The following is an 18,464-nucleotide window of genomic DNA, read 5'->3' as shown; positions in this document are numbered from 1 at the left end:
GTTAAATAATATTAAAAGCCCGGCTGATAACCCAAATGATCAACGGCAGGTAATCAACTAATTTGATCCGTAATGTTTTCAGGGCCTTGCCCATCTGGTTTTCTACCGTTTTTATGGAGATGCCTAATTCATCAGCAATTTCCTGGTATTTTAAATCCTCAAACCTGCTCAACTGAAACACTGTGCGGCATTTTTCGGGAAGGTCATTCAATGCCTGTTGTAATTTTTCCTTGAGGTCAAGCAGTTCCATACCGGCGCCCCTATCAACTTTATCCTTTGTCATATACAGTACGTGCTGCTGGTGATTAACCTTTACTTTCTGGTGCCTGAGGTTGTTAAGGCATTCGTTATAAACCGCGCCATACAAGTAGGCCTTTATCGAGCCGGTAAAATTCAGCCGTTCCTTTCGTTCCCACAGCCGCATAAAAACGTTTTGTACCATCCCCTTCGCCGTATCTTCATCTCTTAAAATAGAGATAGCGTACACATGCAACGGCCTGATGAAGTGCTTATATACCTTTTCAAAGGTCGGCTCATCGCCCGAGAGCAGTAGCGGGATCAATTGTTCGCTATTTATATCCAAAATATCATCAGTTTGGGTTAACATTCAATTAAATCTTAACGCGGTAATTAATGGTTGTAAGGATGTTTATCCATTTATTTTCCTCCATTATCCGCCTGGCCCAATTATTATCGGGAGGGTAAATAAAAGTAATAAGAAGTAATAAGGAAGCTAATCTGTTCATTTTAGTAAAATTTATCCTGAAACACGCCAGGATCATTTTACCCCTATGAGTAAATGAAATTTTTATTCAGAAAATAAACAGGAAGTTTGATTCAGGAACATCTTACACATGCTCCTGCTTAAAAACGTGGTGCAATACTTTACTATGCAGTTCATCGGGTAAAAAAGGTTTCATCACAATATCGTCAAAACCTGTTTTATAAGCTTCGTCCTCTACGTCTTTGGGAAGATTGGCGGTAAGCGCTATAATGGGGATATTTATACCGTTCAATCTCATTTTTTTTGTGGATTCATACCCATCCATCACAGGCATTTGCAAATCCATCAACACAAGACGATGTTTTGACGTATCCAGCTTGTCAAGTGCTTCCTGTCCGTTGGTTGCCACATCGGTAGCAGCCCCCCAGCGTTTTAAATAAGTTTGCGCCACCAGCACATTCATCGGGTTATCATCAACCAGCAAGATAGAGATCCCGTTCAGAAGCTTATCATTTGCATCAGGTTTAACGTTAACATTAACCGCCTCTGATATTTTACCAGCTTTTTCAAAGGTTTTAATAAAATAAAATACCGAGCCTACTCCTTCCTCACTAATCAACTGCAAGGACGATTCTTGTAACTCCAATATTTTTTTACTGATTGCGAGACCTAAACCTGTCCCACCAAAACTGCGTGATATGGACGAATCGGCCTGGGTAAAGCGTTCAAATATGAGTTTTTGTTTGCCACGGGGGATACCGATACCGGTATCTTTAACAAACACCATTAATGTGGCCGTAGTTTCGGTTTGTTCTTTCACCTCAATCCCTAACACAACCTCCCCGCTTGGGGTAAACTTTATAGCATTATGAACCAGGTTAGTAATTACCTGCGATAAGCGGGTGGGATCGCCAAGCAGTTTATGCTGCAATTTCTTATCAAAATCAAGGCGTAGGGTTATATCCTTATCATGTGCTACTGTTTGCAAACCACCTACTACATTACGGGCAAGTGCAGCCAGGTCCATTTCAATGCTTTCAAAAGTTATCTTCCCGGCTTCTATCTTGTTATAATCCAGTACATCATTCACTATTGCCAAAAGGTTATTAGCCGAAAAAAGCATGACGTTGAGATGTTCGATCTGATCCTTGCGTGGCTCGTTCTTAAGCAGCAGATGGCTCATCCCTATTACCGAATTAAGCGGTGTCCGGATTTCGTGGCTCATCGTGCTCAAAAATTCACTTTTAACCTTTAAACCCTGTTCGGCTTCAGCCCTCGCCTTTTTCAATACAAATGATACCCGGTGCGCTAACACAAGCGACTGCAAAAAGAAAAAAGCGATATATCCTAAAAAACTAACCAGCTGCAACGGAGGTATTAATGCCCAGTAATGAAAAAGCGATATCGCAAATACCGACATTAAAGCAAACGCGCTCATTAAAGCATAAACAGATCCGGGCCTGTTATTGCGCCAGGCTTTTGAGTATACATATGGAATATAAACGAGGCAAAACAGCATCACTGCTAAAAATGGGTTCACGAGCTGGGTAAAAATCCACGGAGGACTAAATAATGTCATTAAAGTGAACGAAAAGCAAATGCCATTAATAATATTTACAACCCGCCGATTTACATCTGCCGGATATAAGTATAACGTGTAAAGCCCAAACAGACCTATCCCCGAAAATAAGCTCATATATTCCAACCGGACCGTTATGTACCAGTTAATATCAGGCAATAAGGTGTGCAGCACATAGTTATCTGTACCTATGATCCGGTAACTATAAACTATCGAGAACAAGGCAAAAAGTAAAATGGCTTTATCACGGCTGCCCAGCAGATATAAACCAAGAAAAAATAATCCCCCCATCAGTAAACAGCCCGTCAGCATCAGATCAATACCTTCGGCGCGATGCCGGGCCAGGTCAATTCTTTCCGCAGGCCCTATGAAAATGGGTTTACTGATTCCTCCTTTACTGTGTATAAAATTGGAAATTTGTAATGTGATATTGATGGTATCACTGTTGGGCAGGGCAACAGCATGATATTCCCAATGTGCTTCAAATCCCTTTCCGGAAGTAGTTACCTTCCCGTTTGATGATACTAACTTTTTGTTAATATACAGCCTGTACGCGCTGTAAACATCAGGCATGCCCAGCTTTAATTCGCCATGTTTTTGGGGAAGTAAAATTTTAAGTCGGTATGTACCATAGCCAAACGCAGGTAGCTTTTTGCCCCGCCAGGCATATCCACTCCATTTAAATGGAAACTCAACCAAAAGCCTGTCCTTAATAGCAGTAGTGTCATTGGGATTTATTAATTGGTTCCAATAAAACAGCCAGTTTCCGGTCAGTTCAATTTTATCATTGACAGGCTGATTACGAAGATCGAGTACGCCGTGTACCGCGGCTACATAGGTATTTTGGGCAGATACCCTCGCTATGGTTCCGATCAATAATATAAATATAACATATAGAACCTTACTGATCTTCATCGATTTACGGCACTTATTATCAAACCAAAAGCTTACAAATTGTTTCGTTCGGGAATAAGAAACAGGATTTATCTTCCTTAATCTAACTTAAGGATTTCATAATTAAGTGTGAATATACCAACCCGTACGAATATTTAGAACTATTATTAAGGCTTATCTATTGATATAAACAATAGGTTAAATTACTTCTTATTTTTAAATAGTAATAGTTAAATATTAAAACCCAATCCTGTTAAATAACAGCCATAAAAAAACGACAGGATAGTCTCCTGCCGTCATTCATTAAGTTAAATTATATTATTTACTTACCAGGCCATCTAATACCGGCACGGTTACCGTAGCGATCTCTGTTTGCTGGATATCATTCAACTGATCAAGTACAACGATGCTGTTTGTACCTTTTTTAAGCCAGCAGCCTGGCAAATAAAGCGTTTGCTGCGGGCCAATTTTCCAATAGCGACCAATGTTGATCCCGTTTATGAATACTATACCTTTACCCCAATTCTTCATGTCTAAAAAAGTATCTCCCACTTTATTCAGGTCAAATGTCCCCTGGTAAAGTGCTGGATGGCCGGTGGTGTTTGTTGTGCCTGCCCCGAGCGTCGGTACTTTATCCATAGGTAGCTTATACATTTGCCAGTTGCCTGTAATTTCATGATCATCAACCTTCACCGGGCTAATGATTCCTTTAAGATTGTGAATGATCTCGCCCCCGTAATTGATCCTGCCAAGGTTTTCAACCAAAATATCCAAACGCGCATTAAAAGGAATATTTATAGGGCAGCTAAATTTATTACTTTGCCTGTTAAGCTCTGCAACTTTTTCGCCATTTACATATATGGTCGCATAATCCCGCAGGCCTTCCAGGTTTAAAGTGCCGCTGACAGGTTGGGTAAATTTACGGCTGTATAATACATAGCCATGGCCTTGCTTAAGCGTTTCAAATGTTTGCGGGGTATCGCTTTCTACAGCGGGCTGGTCTTTCGCCATCTCCAGCAAATCGGCCGTTTTGGTAAGCTTAATAGCCGGAATGCGGATCACCGGAAGCTGCGCGGGCACTTCAGGAACAGCATAAGCTGCATACTTTTTCATCAGGTTGCGGATAGCTGTAAACTTGGGAGTTACCCATCCTGCCTCGCTGATAGGGGCGTCATAATCATAGCTGGTAATATCCGGCTGAATTTGATGTTCCTTGTCATAATTAGCACCGCTTGTGAAACCAAAATTGGTGCCACCATGTGCCATGTATATATTAAATGATACGGTATCTTTCAAGTACTTCTCCAGGTCTTTAATTACCGAGGTTTCTGATACTTTTTCAAATTTCTCGCCCCAATGGTCAAGCCAGCCAGGATAATATTCGGCCACCATATAAGGGCCTTTTCCTCCGTTATATTGGTTAATGAGCTTCTTCAAATTTTTGGTATCACCTTCGCCATTGGCAGTTGGCAATGCCCCTTTAATTACGCCGCCTTCAAACAACCAGTCGCCATCAGAAGTAAACAATGGCACATCAACGCCCGCTTTTAAAAGCAGATCTTTTATAGCTGCGCTGTAAATTTTATGATCGGCAAGCGGCACATCCTTACGCTGGGCTACATATGATCCAAATTCATTTTCGGCCTGAACCATGATTATTGGCCCGCCATGGGTTATTTGCAGGTCTTTAACCTGCCCCATCAACTGGTTGATATAAGTTTTGCAGGAGTCCAGGAAGCGGTCGTTTTTACTGCGGATAACCAATTGTTTATCATTTTGGAGCCACCACGGATAGCCGCCAAATTCCCATTCGGCACAAGCGTAAGGACCCGGCCTTAATATTACCATTAAGCCCTCTTGCTGCGCGGTTTTTACAAACTCGCGGATATCACGATTATCGGTTTTAAAGTCCCATACACCCGGACTAACCTCATGATGGTTCCAGAAAACGTAAGTGGCAACCGCATTCATACCCATTGCCCTGAGCATTTGCAGGCGCTGCTTCCAGTAAGCTTTAGGGATTCTTGCAAAATGCATTTCGCCCGAGTGGATTTGAATGGATTTTCCATCATAAATAAAATTACCATCAGCAATTTTAAAACTATGTTTCGCCTGGCTAAAAGCCTGTGAAATTATAAGGGTTAGCAATAATAAAGAGAGGAGTATTTTTTTCATTTGCATTTGTAGGGTTGAACATGATTGACCGTATATTAAGTGTTCCGACCATGATGTTTTTAAGCTCCTAAATTATAAAGGTTAAATAGGAATGCCTAATTTCCTGCAATCTTAATTTAGCGCAAACGTTTGCTTAATCCAGCGGATGCAAGATAAATAGTTCAGCAGCTCATTTTAATCGCAAATTAGCTCTGAATAATGAACTGGTGAAGTTAACAAACGAATGATAAAGCACCGAAAGAAATTAAGACACAGAAAATAAAATCCCTACCTCTTATCTCAAATTTCAAGTTTTTGCAAATTAGCACTTTCCCTAAGCTTGTCAATAGACCGGTTTCTTAGCTGCCTCACCCTTTCTGCGCTAATACCAAGCCGGTTACCGATTTCGGGGGCCGAGAGTTCACTGTGCCCGTCCAGACCATAATGATAAAACACAACAGATCGTTCAGCATCGTTTAGCTTATTAAGCAAATCATCAAGCTGTTGTTTAAGTTGGTAAGCTTCCAAAAGGCCTTCTATTCCGGGTTCATCTGTATGTAAACGATCAAGCAGGCTGTATCCGTCATTGCCGGGTGTATCGGCTTTATCATACGAATGAGTAAAAGGAGCCACATGTAAAGCTTCTTTTACTTTCCATTCAGCAGTTTCCAGGAATGCCGCTATTTCATCCTGAACGGGCAGTCGCTCAAGTCGTTGTTCCAGAACCCCTGTAGCCCTGTTAACATGAACAATCATATCCACCTGGTTGGCAGGCAGGCGGATCATCCGCGTTTTATCCAACAGCGCTTCCATGATTCGCTGCCTGATCCACCAAACTGCATAAGATATAAACTTGAAGCCGCGGGTTTCGTCAAACCGTTTCGCGGCTTCAAGCAAACCCAAATTACCTTCACTTATCAGGTCGCCCATGGGAATGCCCTGGTGCTGATACTTTTTTGCCACGGAAACCACAAAACGCAGATTGGCCTTTACCAACCTATGCAAAGCGGACAGATCTCCCTGCCGGATCTTCCGAGCTAACAGAACTTCTTCTTCCGTATTGATAGTTGGCTCGCGGGCAATATCACTAAAATACTTTTCCAGCGAAGCAGCATCCCGGGCTGTGATCGATTGGGTAATATTCAGGTCTCTCATTAAACCCTTATTTAACTCACTGCGGCAGTATTGCTGTTATTTTTATAAACAGGTGTAAGATGACCGAGCATATCTGCAGTCATAGTAACAAGATCATATTCAGGACGCCAGTTCCAGTCGCGCCTTGCTTCAGCATCCTCAACACCAGCGGGCCATGAGTTCGCAATGGACTGGCGCTTGTCGGTGTTATAACTAATGGTAAAATCGGGCAAGTGATTTTTCAACTCTACGGCAAGCTGAGCAGGTGTAAAACTTAAAGCACCGATATTATATGCTCCGCGTTCTTTGAGTGCTTCCACGGGCGCGTTCATCAGTTGAAGTGTAGCCCTTACCGCGTCATCCATATACATCATAGGTAATGCGGTGTTGGGGCTTAGGTAGCATTCGTAACGTCCATTCTGCAAAGCTTCGTGAAATATAGCTACTGCGTAGTCTGTAGTCCCCCCGCCAGCCGGGGCGCTGTAGCTGATTAATCCTGGATAACGCAAGCTGCGTACATCCACTCCATAATGCCCCCTGTAATAGGCGCACCATTGTTCACCAGCTTCCTTGCTGATACCGTAGACCGTTTGCGGATCAAGCAAAGCATTCTGGGGACTGATCTTACGTGCTGTTGAAGGCCCGAATACAGCGATACTGCTAGGCCAAAACACTTTATCCAATTTATGATCTTTGGCTGCTTCCAATATATTAAGCAGGCTTTGCATATTCAGGTGCCATGCTTTTAACGGAGCCTCTTCTCCTTTGGCAGATAAGGTAGCTGCAAGATGATAAATTTGAGTTACTCCGTAGGTAGCAATCAGATTTTCCAGCTCATCTTTATCTAATACATTTAACTGACGATATGGCCCCTCTAAATCCGGGGTTGCCATAGCATCATGTAAGTCGGTGGCAATTACTTGTTCCCTGCCATAAACATTTCTTAAAGCGGCAACCAGTTCGGTACCGATCTGCCCCCGGGCGCCCGTAACAAGGATTACCGGCGATAGTTGTTTTTTGTCGTGCTTCATAGTATTACGATGTAAAATTGTATATTCACAATCTCATAATCCACACAGCACTTAAAATTTGGTTTTTAAGACTAAAAATCTTCTGAAAAACAGGTTTTAAAACTTTTGATAAATATTTAAAGCTTATATTTTAGTTTTTATAACTCTCATGCTCAACCAACTCGATGAAACAGATATCCGCATACTCCAGCTTTTACAGGAAAATGCGCGCCTTACCGGCCAGGAGATAGGCCTTAAGCTTAACAAAACCACTACTCCTATCAATAACAGGATCCGTTCGCTCCAGGAGCGAGGCTATATTAAAAAATACGTTGCGGTGCTTGATCATGAAAAGCTCGAGCTGGATTTCATGACCTTTACGCATGTGCAACTGAAAGATCACAGTCAGCACAGTTTAAGTCATTTTGAAAGTGAGATCATTAAACTTCCGGAAGTACTGGAATGCTATCACCTCACCGGCGATTTTGACTTCATACTTAAGGTAACCGTAAAAGACCGCAAAGAGTACTATGATTTTTTGATGAACCGGCTTTTCGCGGTCGTTGCAATTGGTAAAGTAGAAACCAAACTCGTGATGAAAGCTGCGAAAACAGAAACGGCTTTACCAATCGGCAAACAGTAGTTTTAGTGCATTAAAAATAGGTCTCCGTAGACGCCACAAGCGAAAGCAGCTCAAGCTTGGGTTCGACTTCTAAATCACTGGCTTCAAGTTCGTCAGCAAATTTATGAAACGAAGCCAGCCCTTGTAATACAAGGTGGGCTTCTTCATTTTCGAGCTGATCAAAATGCATAAATGTTTTACCGTCGGGCAATAGCCATGCTGTATATTTAATACCGGGATGATTTAAAATTTTCAACTCTTCAACAATGGCAGCGATGTTCCGCTGATTGGTGGCCGCAAACTCCGCGCGCGTGGTGTATTGTACTCTTACTACTTTCATACCATAAAATTAAGATCAACACGATCACTATTAAACAGGCAAATGTGCCAACAAACGGGTGTGTTTGTGACAAAATCGAATATCGGAGAAGCATCTCTCTCCCATAAGGCTTGCCCATATATCCTTTTATTGTCATTTATGCGTTTTAAATACATAGAAACATTTCTATATGTTAATATTTTTATCTTTACACTATAACGTTGAATACATATAATTGACGGCAAAAAATGGACAACAAAAAAATAGAGAAAATATCCAGGGCGCTGAGCGATGCGAACCGGATAGCTATTTTACAACAGTTTAAAAAAAAGAAAGATTGCCTTTACTGTGCGGAGGTAAATGATCTGCTTGACCTTACGCAGCCTTCCGTATCACACCACCTTAAACAACTGGTTGATGCCGATTTATTACTATCACAAAAAGAAGGTCGGAACCTTAAATATGTATTGAACCAACAGGTACTTGACGACTACATTGCCTGCCTGAACGAACTGAAAAGCTAAATACTGACATCTTCTGATTTGACTGGTTACTTCAATATAAAACATCGAAACATTCAAATATTTAAATACATCTACTCATGAATAAATTAATCTACATTATGGCCCTTGGTGCCTTCGGCATCATAACCACAGAGTTCGGAGTTATCGGTATCCTTCCCGACCTGGTGAAAGAATTTCATATTTCCATTGATACGGCAGGCTGGCTGCTTAGTGCCTTCGCGTTAACGGTAGCGCTTGCAGGACCGTTTACCAATATGCTAACAGCACGTCTTAACCGCAAATTTGTGATGTGCCTGGTATTAGGGATATTTGTTATTTCTAACCTGTTATCGGCAATAGCGCCGAACTTCACCGTACTTATGATTGCCCGTATACTACCGGCATTTTTGCACCCGGTGTTCTGGGCAGTATCCATGACTGCGGCTGCAAAACAAGCGGGGCCAAAAGATGCGCCAAAAGCCATCTCGATAGTAATGGGCGGGCTTAGCGTTGCTACCGTATTGGGGGTGCCTCTCACCACCTACATGGCAGATCTTTTTAGTTGGAGGGCATCTTTTCTCTTATCAGCCGTCATTAACCTATTAGCCTTTGGCGCGTTGACGCTATTTGCACCTTCAATGCCCGTTAATGAGGAACAGGCAAGTCCCAAAAGCCAGGTAAAGCTGCTGCGGAGTGTACACTTATGGATTAAGCTACTGGCTTCAACCATTATCCTGGCAGGCATGTTTGCCACCTATGGTTATCTTGCCGAATACCTGGATAAAGTTTCGCGTATGAGCGGAGCTCAAATTAGCATGATGTTGCTGGTATTTGGAGGTACAGGGATAGCCGGCAACTGGCTTATGGGTATAGCGCTTAGTAAAAATGTAACGCTTACAACGCGGCTGTTTTTGCTTTCTTTAGTTGCAACCCATGTTTTGGCATATCTGTTTGGCGGGCATTTTATTCCAATGGTTATTATTCTTTCAGTTTGGGGATTTATACACACCGGAGGATTTTTAGCGGCAAATATACAGCTTACCCATGGCATTCAGGAACCAGCGCTTGACTTTGTAAACAGCCTGCTTCCCTCCTTCTTTAACGCCGGTATTACATTGGGTACTTTACTGGGTGGTTTTGTGATTGCCCATTATGGTATCCACCAGGTAATCTGGATGACAGTACCACTGCTTTTACTTGCATTTGGCATGAGTTTTATTACCTCAAATGCAACAAAAAGATCAATATCAGCTCAAATTAAGGAAATACCTGAGGACGAACCTGTACAGGTAGCCATTTATGAATAAGCTCAATTGTAAACGATAGCTATATTAAAGTAAAAAGTCCCTGGCTAACACCAGGGACTTTTTATCATTTTTAATTTTTAAACAGTTTAATATTAAACACCGTAAAATAATTGCCGGGGTTTCCATTACCAACCAGGTTACCCAGAAATCCTATGGACACAACCTGCGGTGAAGAAAGTGTAAAAGTAAAAGTTTTCACATCCCTTGAACTCGGACTGGTTGTACCAGCCTTTGCGCCGTTATACATCTTTACAGATCCCAGCGCTGTTGAAAGATCTGCGAGTATCGGGATGCCGTTCCCTCCGGCGGCTGCCACACAGTAAACCGATGAATTTGATTGCACTTCCGAATAGGCATCAAATGACACAGTATAACTTCCTGCCGATAGCTGCGAAGACGTAGCCTGATATACTATACCGTTTACAACAGGTGTATTGTTCCATGTTTCCCAGTTAATAGTACCGCCGCCATCAGAACTATAGCCCCCATTGGTACCGCCATCTTTATTTTTGGCCGCCGCATTGGTTATCCATGGCGCGGCGAGGGTTCCCCAACGGCCATCAAAGGTGTTTCTTTGAAAAGGCCCTGTGTTTAAGAGGTAAGCATTAGTTACATCGATTACTTTCTGATCTACGTAATCTGCATAAAAAGTATCGATGGCCGTTTTATTGGGTTTAAAACCTGTGCGGTAACTAAGCGTTTTTCCAGCATTAAATTTAGGGAGAGATGTGGTTAAACCAGTTGGCTGCGATACAATTACTGTATCACGTTGTTTGTTGGCAGCGTCTGTGTATTTTAGTTCCATTGAAACCAACCCGTCATCAGCATTCACGTCAGCCCAGTTAATTAAAGCTGAGCCATCTGTTTGTAATTTGACCGCGATTATACCTCTGTTGATAAGTGAACTTTGGTAAAGAGTGCCATATACATTAGCAGCCAATGTAACCGGAACGGAAATATGGCCCCCGTTATCAAAAGTGCGGACCTCGAAGGTCATTGTACCTTCAGGTAAATTAGGTATGACCAATTTAGCCGTGTCAACCCCTGATGTACGGGTTACAGGCGTTTCTATCGAATCTTGTTTACTGTTCCAGTATACCCGGTATTTCACAATTTTAGGATCAGATGTAAACAGACCAGTTAGCAAAACACGGTTCTTGCCAGAAAACACCTGAACGGAATCCAGTTTGCCCGGATATATTATTGCCCCATTAGGCTCATATTTCTTTTTATAATCATCCATTTTTGTACAGGCGCTCATGGTGAAAGCAGCCAGCACTAAAAGATAGCATGATGTTATTTTATATAGTTTCATAATTGTAATTAAATTGATAAATGCATCGGCCTTGTTACTTTCCAAACATGGTAAATTCACTGATACTCATAAAGTACGATCCTGTCCAGTTGCGCAAGCTCCTGATCCTGATGTATCTGTAAGCACTTAATCCGGCCGGGAAATCAAAGCCCCATCCATCATGTGCGTATTTGTAATCAGCAGCTGTTTCCGTACCTGAAGGCGAACCAGATGGTTTTACTATGTTACAGGTTAACAATTTTGTCCACGAAGCATCCAGCGCGCCATTCACATTTGGCGAATTTGACCCCCATATTTCAAAATCACGCAAATTACCCCTTACATAATATACATTACCGATCTCGATGAATGGATTGAGAATAAAGCGACTGAATACCCTTTGTTTACCAAGATCGATTGTTACCATTTGTGGGCTTCCGGCACTTTCAACCGTGAAAAGGCAATTTGGCCAACCGCCGGTAAAGTTTCCATCAAAAATTTTGGTTACATCGGTATATGAATACAAGTTGGTTGCGTCGCCTGGCAGCTTGTAAACCGACCAATCCGATTTTGAAAACTGCTCCTCATAAAAAGGTGTAAGATTTAAAAATAAAGTGTCGGATTTATTTAAAAATCTATCCCTTACAAAGAATGCGTACTTACGCTCAATAGCCGGCTGGCCTCTTACAGCGGCCTTTATTGAAATACTGTTACTGTAAACATTATCCATACCCTTTGGCTGCACATATAAACCATTGTTAGCGGTATCAACCATTGGTACAATAACCAGGTTATCCTGGGTAAGGTTATCACAGGCAATGTTAAAACCACCGAAAGTAGCAGTTATTTTAAGTGATCGGTAAGCAAGAAGATATGGTGGCGTTAAAGGGTTTGCTGTGACACTAACAGGTGCCGAAACCTTTTCGCTTGAATTTACCGCGTAAAGTTTTATCACATGTGCCAGGGTATCGCCAAAGCCATCAACAGTTAATGTATTGGTGTAGCGTGATGCAATTACCTCGCGTGTTTTACCAGGAGAGGTTTCGTAAACTGCTTTTACGTAAAACAGGTCATTATCTCCGGGTAACGTATAAGTTAAACTGGCTTTACCGTTTTCGTTTTGTACCTGCACGTTGGTAACAACTCCAGGCGGGTTGTTATTAGTTATAGTAGGTTTATTAAGTGTTTCCTGCTTACAGCCTGTTATTATTGTCGCTAACAACCCGATCCAGAAAGCAGCACGTAATTTTATTGTTTCCATGTGAATGTTTTTATTGTTAAACATATTATCGCTATATCTACCAGTTAGGGTTTTGAACCAGGTTTTGGTTAACCAGTAAATCGCTTTCTTTTATTGGCCATAAGTAATCGCGCGGAATCACAAAATGCCGCGAAAAAATCAACCGTTCGCGGTAATATAACTGAGGTGAATTTTCGCTTATTGTCCATCCTGTTACGTTTCCGTTAAGTTCAATACCGGCTGTTTTCCAGCGCAAAAGATCCCAAAACCGGTGGCCTTCAAAACAAAGCTCAAGGCTGCGCTCGCGCTGAATGATTGCCCGCATTCCCTCTTTCGTAGTATATTTAGTTGGATTAATACTGTAATTAGTCCAGGCATCCTGAACCGTAGGCAGGCCGGCCCGCGCTCTCACGCGGTTTACGTAGGTATATACATCAGCTACAGGCCCCTGAGCTTCATTTAATGCTTCTGAATAAAGCAAATACAGATCAGACAAACGCATTTCGGGCCAAGGGTAATTGATATAGGTAACTGTTGCCCATTCGTAATGCCAGTTAAGGGCTTTTTTCATGTAAAAACCAGCAATTGGTATAGGTGAAGATTGGCCTACTTCGGCACCACGGGCCTTCATCCACCAGGTATCTTCATCGGTTTTAGTTGGGCTGTTGGCCATATACCAAACACCGCGGTCAAATCCCAGATCGGCATAGTAGCGCGGTTCCCTGTCAAAATTAAGCCTTGCAGTTGTTTCCCCTTCTTTGATGTTAAAACGTTCGTCATGTGTACCAACCCTTAGCTGAGCTATATCACTAAAGTCAAGCGTTTTATCTTCGTTAATTGGCACCCCGTTTTTAGTGTAGAACATCTTAGCCATTTTTAAGGTAGGGCCAAGTAACGGGCGATTGGCTGACTTTGCGGCATCGGCATTGTTAAAATCATATTGCCCGGCGCACATCGACTGGAAGAATGAATTATAGTTGATGTTATTATTGGCAGTTAGCCCCCATATCAGCTCTTCATTCCACTTTTCGCTCATCGCGTTTCTTATACCCATTTGAGTCATAGTAGTTTGACTAAGTGGATTAGTAGGTGTAGGAAACGTATAAAGGCGTATATTTTGCGACTCGCAAAAATCAATGGCTGCTTTGCAGGCATCGGCAGCGCGCTGCCATTTTTCGGCACTAAAAGTGGGGTTAAACAACTGCTCGCCATCCTTATTCTTGAATGAATTATAATCCGGGTTGCCATTAAACAACGGGCTCGCCGCCGTTACTAACAATTTGGCTTTCATACTCAAAGCAGCCGCCTTGGTAACACGCCCCAGTTCACTTCCTTCATTCCTGATTGTTAAGGGTAATTTTGCGGCAGCCTGATCATATAACCCGGCTATATAATTTACTACTTCATCAACCGGCCGGCGTTTTACCCGTATATCGTCAATGGACGCGTCAATAGGCAGATTTTTATCGATAATGGGTATTGGCCCATACGCTCTGAAAAGTTGAAAATGATAAAAAGCCTTTAAAAATTGGGCTTCTGCTATCCAGCGCTCACGTGTGTCAATATCCAAATCCAGCACTTTGCTTTTGTCGCTGACATTTTCAATAAAGACATTACAATCCCGTATAGCCTTATAATTCGCAGCCGCGTCCCTGGTACCATTCATATAATTGGCTATAGGGTCAGACGAGTTTTGGAATCCTCTGGGCAGTTGCAGTACGTTTGTTGACCGTATGTGATTTGCAGGGTCTTCCACCCAAACTTCATCACCGGCGGTAAGCCCAACATTATAAGTGGGATCTGTTTCCGTTGGCAGGTATGAGTAGCAGGTAAACAAATACTTCTCTGCCTCGGTTTGTGAAACAAAGGCGTTGGCTATTGTTGATACGTTATCAGGAACAACATCCAAAAATGATTTTTTACAAGATGTTACCGGTACAATCATTATTAAGGTCATTATTACCAGGGAGATATTCCTCTTTGGTGTTTGACTTAATACCGATTGCTTAATTTTTTGTATAAAATTACTTTTCATATAATTAATTTGAAAGCTTTTAAAATTCTACCCGCAGGCCCACGTTAAATACTTTTTGAATCGGGTAACCCAATCCTGAGGTTCCCATTTCGGGATCCCAAAGCTTGAAGCTACTGAAGGTTAACAGGTTTAAGCCGTTTAGATAGATACGTGCGCTATTCAAATGGATAAACTTGAGTTGACTCTTATTGAAATTGTATCCAAGTTCTGCCGACTTCAGGCGCAGGAACGAGCCATTTCTTAACCACCATGTTGATGTTGGAGAATTTGGTGTAGCGCTGTTGTTGGCTTGTATGGTATTACTTAAGCGTGGCCAAAACGCGTAAGGGTTACGATTATCCTCAGACCAGTGATCATCGGCAATTGATTTTAACAGACCGCTTTGGTTACCTGTATTAAGGCCGTTGTTCTGCAGGCCGCTCACTAAATAAAACGGAGAAATATCTGCTGAATTGATGACAAAAGAAGACCTTGCCGAGCCCTGGAAAAACGCGCTGATATCAAAGTTTTTATACCCAACAGAAAAACCGAAACCGTAGATAATTTCCGGCACTTGCGGATACCCTATCGGCACTATATCCGAACTGGTTATTTTTCCATCGCCGTTCATATCGCGGTATTTAATATCGCCGGCTTTATAGTCGCCAAAGCTTTGGACGGGCGAGTTGGCTACCTCTACATTGTCAATAAATAACCGCTCGGCTATAAGGCCATATATCTGGCTTAAGGAATTACCTACTTTGCTCAGGTATTGAAGGTTATTTGGATAAACAGGTTCTTCATTTTTCAACAGCTTGCTCTTAGCATAAGTAAGCGTACCGCGCGATTGGATCCAGAAAGAGTTGTTAAAGTTTTTCTTGTAATCCATAGCAATGTCCACACCTTTACTGGATGATTTACCTGCGTTTGAAGATATATCAGCTTGCAAACCCATAGAGGTTGGGATGGTGCTGCGTACCATTAAAATATTGTCACGTTTTTGTTGGTAGGCATCAACTGTTAAGGTGAAGTTTTTGGCCACAGTTAAATCCATACCGAGGTTAGTTTGCCTTGATTGCTCCCAGGTAATATTCTGATTTTCATAACGTCTGGTAGCTACGCCCGGCCTGCTATATAGGTAGTTGGTACCAAACTGGCCATAGGCGCCATTATTTAAACTAACGTCAGACAAATAGAAAAACCGATCTTCCGGCTTTCCGATCTGATCATTACCTACTAAACCATAGGTAACCCTGAATTTAAGGTTATCAATAGTTGAAAGCAATGGCTCAAAAAACTTCTCGTTAGATACTACCCAACCCGCACCTACAGACGGGAAAAAACCAAAACGATGATTACTTGCAAAACGCTCAGACCCATTGTAACCAAAGTTAAACTCAAACAGATACCGGTTATCATAACCATAGGTAAACCTGCCCGATACCCCTTGATTACGTGACGGCAATGATAATTGTAATGTTTTGGCATTACCTGTAAGATAGTTACGCATAGTCCCGATCAGTAACCCGCTAACAGCATGTTTTTGAGCAAAGGTGCGGTTATAGGTTACCGCCGTTTCAATGTAAGCTATGGAATTAGAAACATTTAACGCCGGATCTTGATTATAAGTCAAATATTCGGTTGGCGTATTGCCAATGCTGCTGCCTGCCAAACCGTTATTAAGTAGCGTTAAGCCATTAAACGTTCCGTTAACTACATCCGATTGGTAATAATAAGGACTATACTGACGTGAAACAGTGAAGTATGAATAACGCGTAGTATACGCCATTGCCCTTGCCGATAAACCCTGCGTTATAAAATCAAGCTTTTGACTTAAGCTTAATTGCGCTGTCAGTGTGCTGGTATTTGAGCTTTGGAAACCAGACAGGGATTGCGCATAAGGATTCATATACAAACCGCCACCAGGTATAATGGCATTACCGAAAAGCGGGTGATTTACATATGGCAGCAAATTACCCGGATAAATTGCCGGAAAAGCTACAGGGTTACTCCAAAGGGCGTTTAAAAAAGTGTAACCACCACCGCCGATAGGGCCATGATAACTATCAAACTGGCCTTTTAAGCTCACCACCGCCTCAGTGGTTTTAGTAAGGTTTAAAGTTGTATTTGATAAAAGAGAATATGATTGCAGCTTAATGTTGTTGCTGAAATTGTTAAGGCTGTTCTCGGCCAGGTTGCCATTATCAATATTATAGGTCATGGCCAGATAGTACTTAGCTTTTTCTGACCCGCCGCTGGCGTTCATATTAAACCGTTGGTTATTGGTTTTGGTTTTGATCAACTGCTTGATCCAATTATTACTGGGATATAACAGCGGGTCATCACCTTTTGCAGTATGGTCTATTTTATTTTGCGAATAAGGCAAGATGCCCAGCGGATTACGGGTAAGTACCGCTTCATTAGCCAATGTCATGTAACTAATATTATCGGCCAGATCAATATTCTTAACGTTTGATGATGTTGAATTTTCACCGCGGATATTGAATTTTACAGCCCCCGTCTCACCACGCTTAGTTGTAACCAATATTACACCGTTTGCCCCCCTTGCACCATATAGTGATGAGGCTGTAGCGTCCTTCAGCACCGAAAAGCCCGATATGTCATCCGGTTGAAGCCTTGCCAGATCGGTGGTGCCCATTTCAATACCATCGATCAATATCAGCGGATCAACCTTACCAGCTCCAAACGTACCCACGCCCCTGATAAAGAACTGGGCATTATCAGCACCCGGTTCACCGCTTCTTTGGTAAGAGATCATCCCCGGTACAACGCCTGCCAACATGGTGGTAAGGTTACTTGACGGCCCCTTGAGCTGTTTAGGGTTTATAGAGGTAATCGAACTAACAAGGCTCGCCTTTTTTTGCGTACCGTAGGCAACTACGGTAACTTCTTCAAGGCCATTTTTATCAGCGCCCATTTGCACATTAATTTTATAAACGCCGCCGGCTGATGGAGAATAGTTTGCAAGATCAAATTCCTGCGATTTTGATCCCACAAATGAAAATACAATAATTGAACCTCCGCCTTCCTTTAAATTAAGAGTGTACTTTCCATCCATGTCTGACTGTGTGCCGTTCATGGTTCCCTTAACCTTAACACTTACACCTGGTAAAGTAAGGCCTTTGTCGTCAGAAACAATCCCCTGCACTTTTTTAGGAACGACGGCTCCTGCAGGTTCTTTTTTGGGAGGGTTTACAACGGACGCGGGTTCGCTCTTTTCAATAACAATGAGTTGGTCGCGCACTACATAATTCAGGTTTTTTCCTTTCAAAAGTACGCCGAACACTTCTTTCAGTTCAGCGTTTTTAAAATCAACAGTAACCAATTCTTTGTCATTCAAAAGAGTGTTACTGTAAAAAACGGTTAGGCCTGTTTGTTTTTTGATTGATTTAAATACTTCGGCCAAACTGATGTTAGCCTTTTTAAGTGTTATTGGTCCAGTACCCTGCGCTTGTACAGCGCTATACCGGGTTACCAATAAAAGAAAAATAAAGGGCAGGATAAGCCGCCGGCTGAATAGAATTCTCTCCATATTTATTGGGTTTACGATTGGTTTTCTCTAAGACCTGTTCCTGCTAAAACGGGTGAACGGAAACAAGAAAAATTGTATTTTTTTTATTACAATGAAAAACAAACATTGTTAATCAAC

Annotated in this window: 13 protein-coding genes; 3 read left to right on the top strand and 10 right to left on the bottom strand. The window is 42.1% G+C overall.

Going from position 1 to position 18,464, the window contains the following annotated elements; all coding sequences use genetic code 11:
- Position 1: 1 nt before the first annotated feature.
- From BLP33_RS04980 to BLP33_RS04960, 5 genes are all read right to left on the bottom strand, one after another.
- Complete coding sequence (locus BLP33_RS04980) at positions 2-607, bottom strand: RNA polymerase sigma-70 factor (protein WP_090525458.1); 606 nt, start codon at positions 605-607, stop codon at positions 2-4.
- 241 nt (positions 608-848) lie between these two features.
- A complete protein-coding gene (locus BLP33_RS04975) occupies positions 849-3,218 on the bottom strand; it encodes a response regulator (protein ID WP_090525456.1) in 2,370 nt (789 codons plus the stop codon).
- 297 nt (positions 3,219-3,515) lie between these two features.
- Positions 3,516-5,372: a beta-galactosidase gene (locus BLP33_RS04970; RefSeq protein WP_090525454.1), complete on the bottom strand. Its 1,857-nt coding sequence runs from the start codon at positions 5,370-5,372 to the stop codon at positions 3,516-3,518.
- A 279-nt stretch (positions 5,373-5,651) separates the two neighbouring features.
- Complete coding sequence (locus tag BLP33_RS04965; RefSeq protein ID WP_090525452.1) at positions 5,652-6,506, bottom strand: sigma-70 family RNA polymerase sigma factor; 855 nt, start codon at positions 6,504-6,506, stop codon at positions 5,652-5,654.
- Between the two features lie 11 nt (positions 6,507-6,517).
- Positions 6,518-7,516, bottom strand: coding sequence for an NAD-dependent epimerase/dehydratase family protein (locus BLP33_RS04960; protein ID WP_090525450.1), 999 nt, complete (start codon positions 7,514-7,516; stop codon positions 6,518-6,520).
- A 148-nt stretch (positions 7,517-7,664) separates the two neighbouring features.
- Here BLP33_RS04960 and BLP33_RS04955 point away from each other — a divergent pair, with 148 nt between their 5' ends.
- The gene (locus BLP33_RS04955) at positions 7,665-8,138 is read left to right on the top strand and encodes an Lrp/AsnC family transcriptional regulator (protein ID WP_090525447.1); all 474 of its coding nucleotides are present in this window, start codon (positions 7,665-7,667) and stop codon (positions 8,136-8,138) included.
- A 10-nt stretch (positions 8,139-8,148) separates the two neighbouring features.
- On the opposite strand, the gene BLP33_RS04950 is transcribed toward BLP33_RS04955, so the two are convergent.
- Entirely contained in the window at positions 8,149-8,457 is a 309-nt protein-coding gene (locus BLP33_RS04950) for a hypothetical protein (protein ID WP_090525443.1), read from the bottom strand.
- A 227-nt stretch (positions 8,458-8,684) separates the two neighbouring features.
- Here BLP33_RS04950 and BLP33_RS04945 point away from each other — a divergent pair, with 227 nt between their 5' ends.
- Entirely contained in the window at positions 8,685-8,960 is a 276-nt protein-coding gene (locus tag BLP33_RS04945) for an ArsR/SmtB family transcription factor (protein WP_090525440.1), read from the top strand.
- Between the two features lie 77 nt (positions 8,961-9,037).
- On the top strand, positions 9,038-10,246 hold the full coding sequence (locus BLP33_RS04940; RefSeq protein WP_090525438.1) for an MFS transporter: 1,209 nt from the start codon (positions 9,038-9,040) through the stop codon (positions 10,244-10,246).
- A gap of 70 nt (positions 10,247-10,316) precedes the next feature.
- On the opposite strand, the gene BLP33_RS04935 is transcribed toward BLP33_RS04940, so the two are convergent.
- The 4 genes from BLP33_RS04935 to BLP33_RS04920 are packed head-to-tail and all read right to left on the bottom strand — an operon-like array spanning position 10,317 to position 18,347.
- Positions 10,317-11,561 carry a DUF4998 domain-containing protein gene (locus BLP33_RS04935; protein WP_090526213.1) on the bottom strand — a complete coding sequence of 415 codons (1,245 nt, stop codon included), beginning with the start codon at positions 11,559-11,561 and terminating at the stop codon, positions 10,317-10,319.
- Positions 11,562-11,595: 34 nt separating this feature from the next.
- The gene (locus BLP33_RS04930; protein ID WP_090525436.1) at positions 11,596-12,801 is read right to left on the bottom strand and encodes a DUF5000 domain-containing lipoprotein; all 1,206 of its coding nucleotides are present in this window, start codon (positions 12,799-12,801) and stop codon (positions 11,596-11,598) included.
- Between the two features lie 37 nt (positions 12,802-12,838).
- Positions 12,839-14,815, bottom strand: a complete 1,977-nt coding sequence (locus BLP33_RS04925; protein ID WP_090525434.1) for a RagB/SusD family nutrient uptake outer membrane protein — start codon at positions 14,813-14,815, stop codon at positions 12,839-12,841.
- A 19-nt stretch (positions 14,816-14,834) separates the two neighbouring features.
- A complete protein-coding gene (locus BLP33_RS04920; RefSeq protein WP_090525433.1) occupies positions 14,835-18,347 on the bottom strand; it encodes a TonB-dependent receptor in 3,513 nt (1,170 codons plus the stop codon).
- Positions 18,348-18,464 lie beyond the last annotated feature (117 nt).

It is taken from the genome of Mucilaginibacter sp. NFR10, from assembly GCF_900100445.1.
Classification (GTDB): Bacteria; Bacteroidota; Bacteroidia; order Sphingobacteriales; family Sphingobacteriaceae; genus Mucilaginibacter; species Mucilaginibacter rubeus.
This window is presented reverse-complemented; position numbering and strand designations above follow the sequence as displayed.

Bases quoted from the DNA above. Each gene is read 5' to 3' on its own strand.
- BLP33_RS04960 (WP_090525450.1), bottom strand. From the start codon at position 7,516: ATGAAGCACGACAAAAAACAACTATCGCCGGTAATCCTTGTTACGGGC.
- BLP33_RS04970 (WP_090525454.1), bottom strand. From the start codon at position 5,372: ATGAAAAAAATACTCCTCTCTTTATTATTGCTAACCCTTATAATTTCA.
- BLP33_RS04925 (WP_090525434.1), bottom strand. From the start codon at position 14,815: ATGAAAAGTAATTTTATACAAAAAATTAAGCAATCGGTATTAAGTCAA.
- BLP33_RS04975 (WP_090525456.1), bottom strand. From the start codon at position 3,218: ATGAAGATCAGTAAGGTTCTATATGTTATATTTATATTATTGATCGGA.
- BLP33_RS04965 (WP_090525452.1), bottom strand. From the start codon at position 6,506: ATGAGAGACCTGAATATTACCCAATCGATCACAGCCCGGGATGCTGCT.
- BLP33_RS04945 (WP_090525440.1), top strand. From the start codon at position 8,685: ATGGACAACAAAAAAATAGAGAAAATATCCAGGGCGCTGAGCGATGCG.
- BLP33_RS04935 (WP_090526213.1), bottom strand. From the start codon at position 11,561: ATGAAACTATATAAAATAACATCATGCTATCTTTTAGTGCTGGCTGCT.
- BLP33_RS04980 (WP_090525458.1), bottom strand. From the start codon at position 607: ATGTTAACCCAAACTGATGATATTTTGGATATAAATAGCGAACAATTG.
- BLP33_RS04940 (WP_090525438.1), top strand. From the start codon at position 9,038: ATGAATAAATTAATCTACATTATGGCCCTTGGTGCCTTCGGCATCATA.
- BLP33_RS04930 (WP_090525436.1), bottom strand. From the start codon at position 12,801: ATGGAAACAATAAAATTACGTGCTGCTTTCTGGATCGGGTTGTTAGCG.
- BLP33_RS04955 (WP_090525447.1), top strand. From the start codon at position 7,665: ATGCTCAACCAACTCGATGAAACAGATATCCGCATACTCCAGCTTTTA.
- BLP33_RS04920 (WP_090525433.1), bottom strand. From the start codon at position 18,347: ATGGAGAGAATTCTATTCAGCCGGCGGCTTATCCTGCCCTTTATTTTT.
- BLP33_RS04950 (WP_090525443.1), bottom strand. From the start codon at position 8,457: ATGAAAGTAGTAAGAGTACAATACACCACGCGCGCGGAGTTTGCGGCC.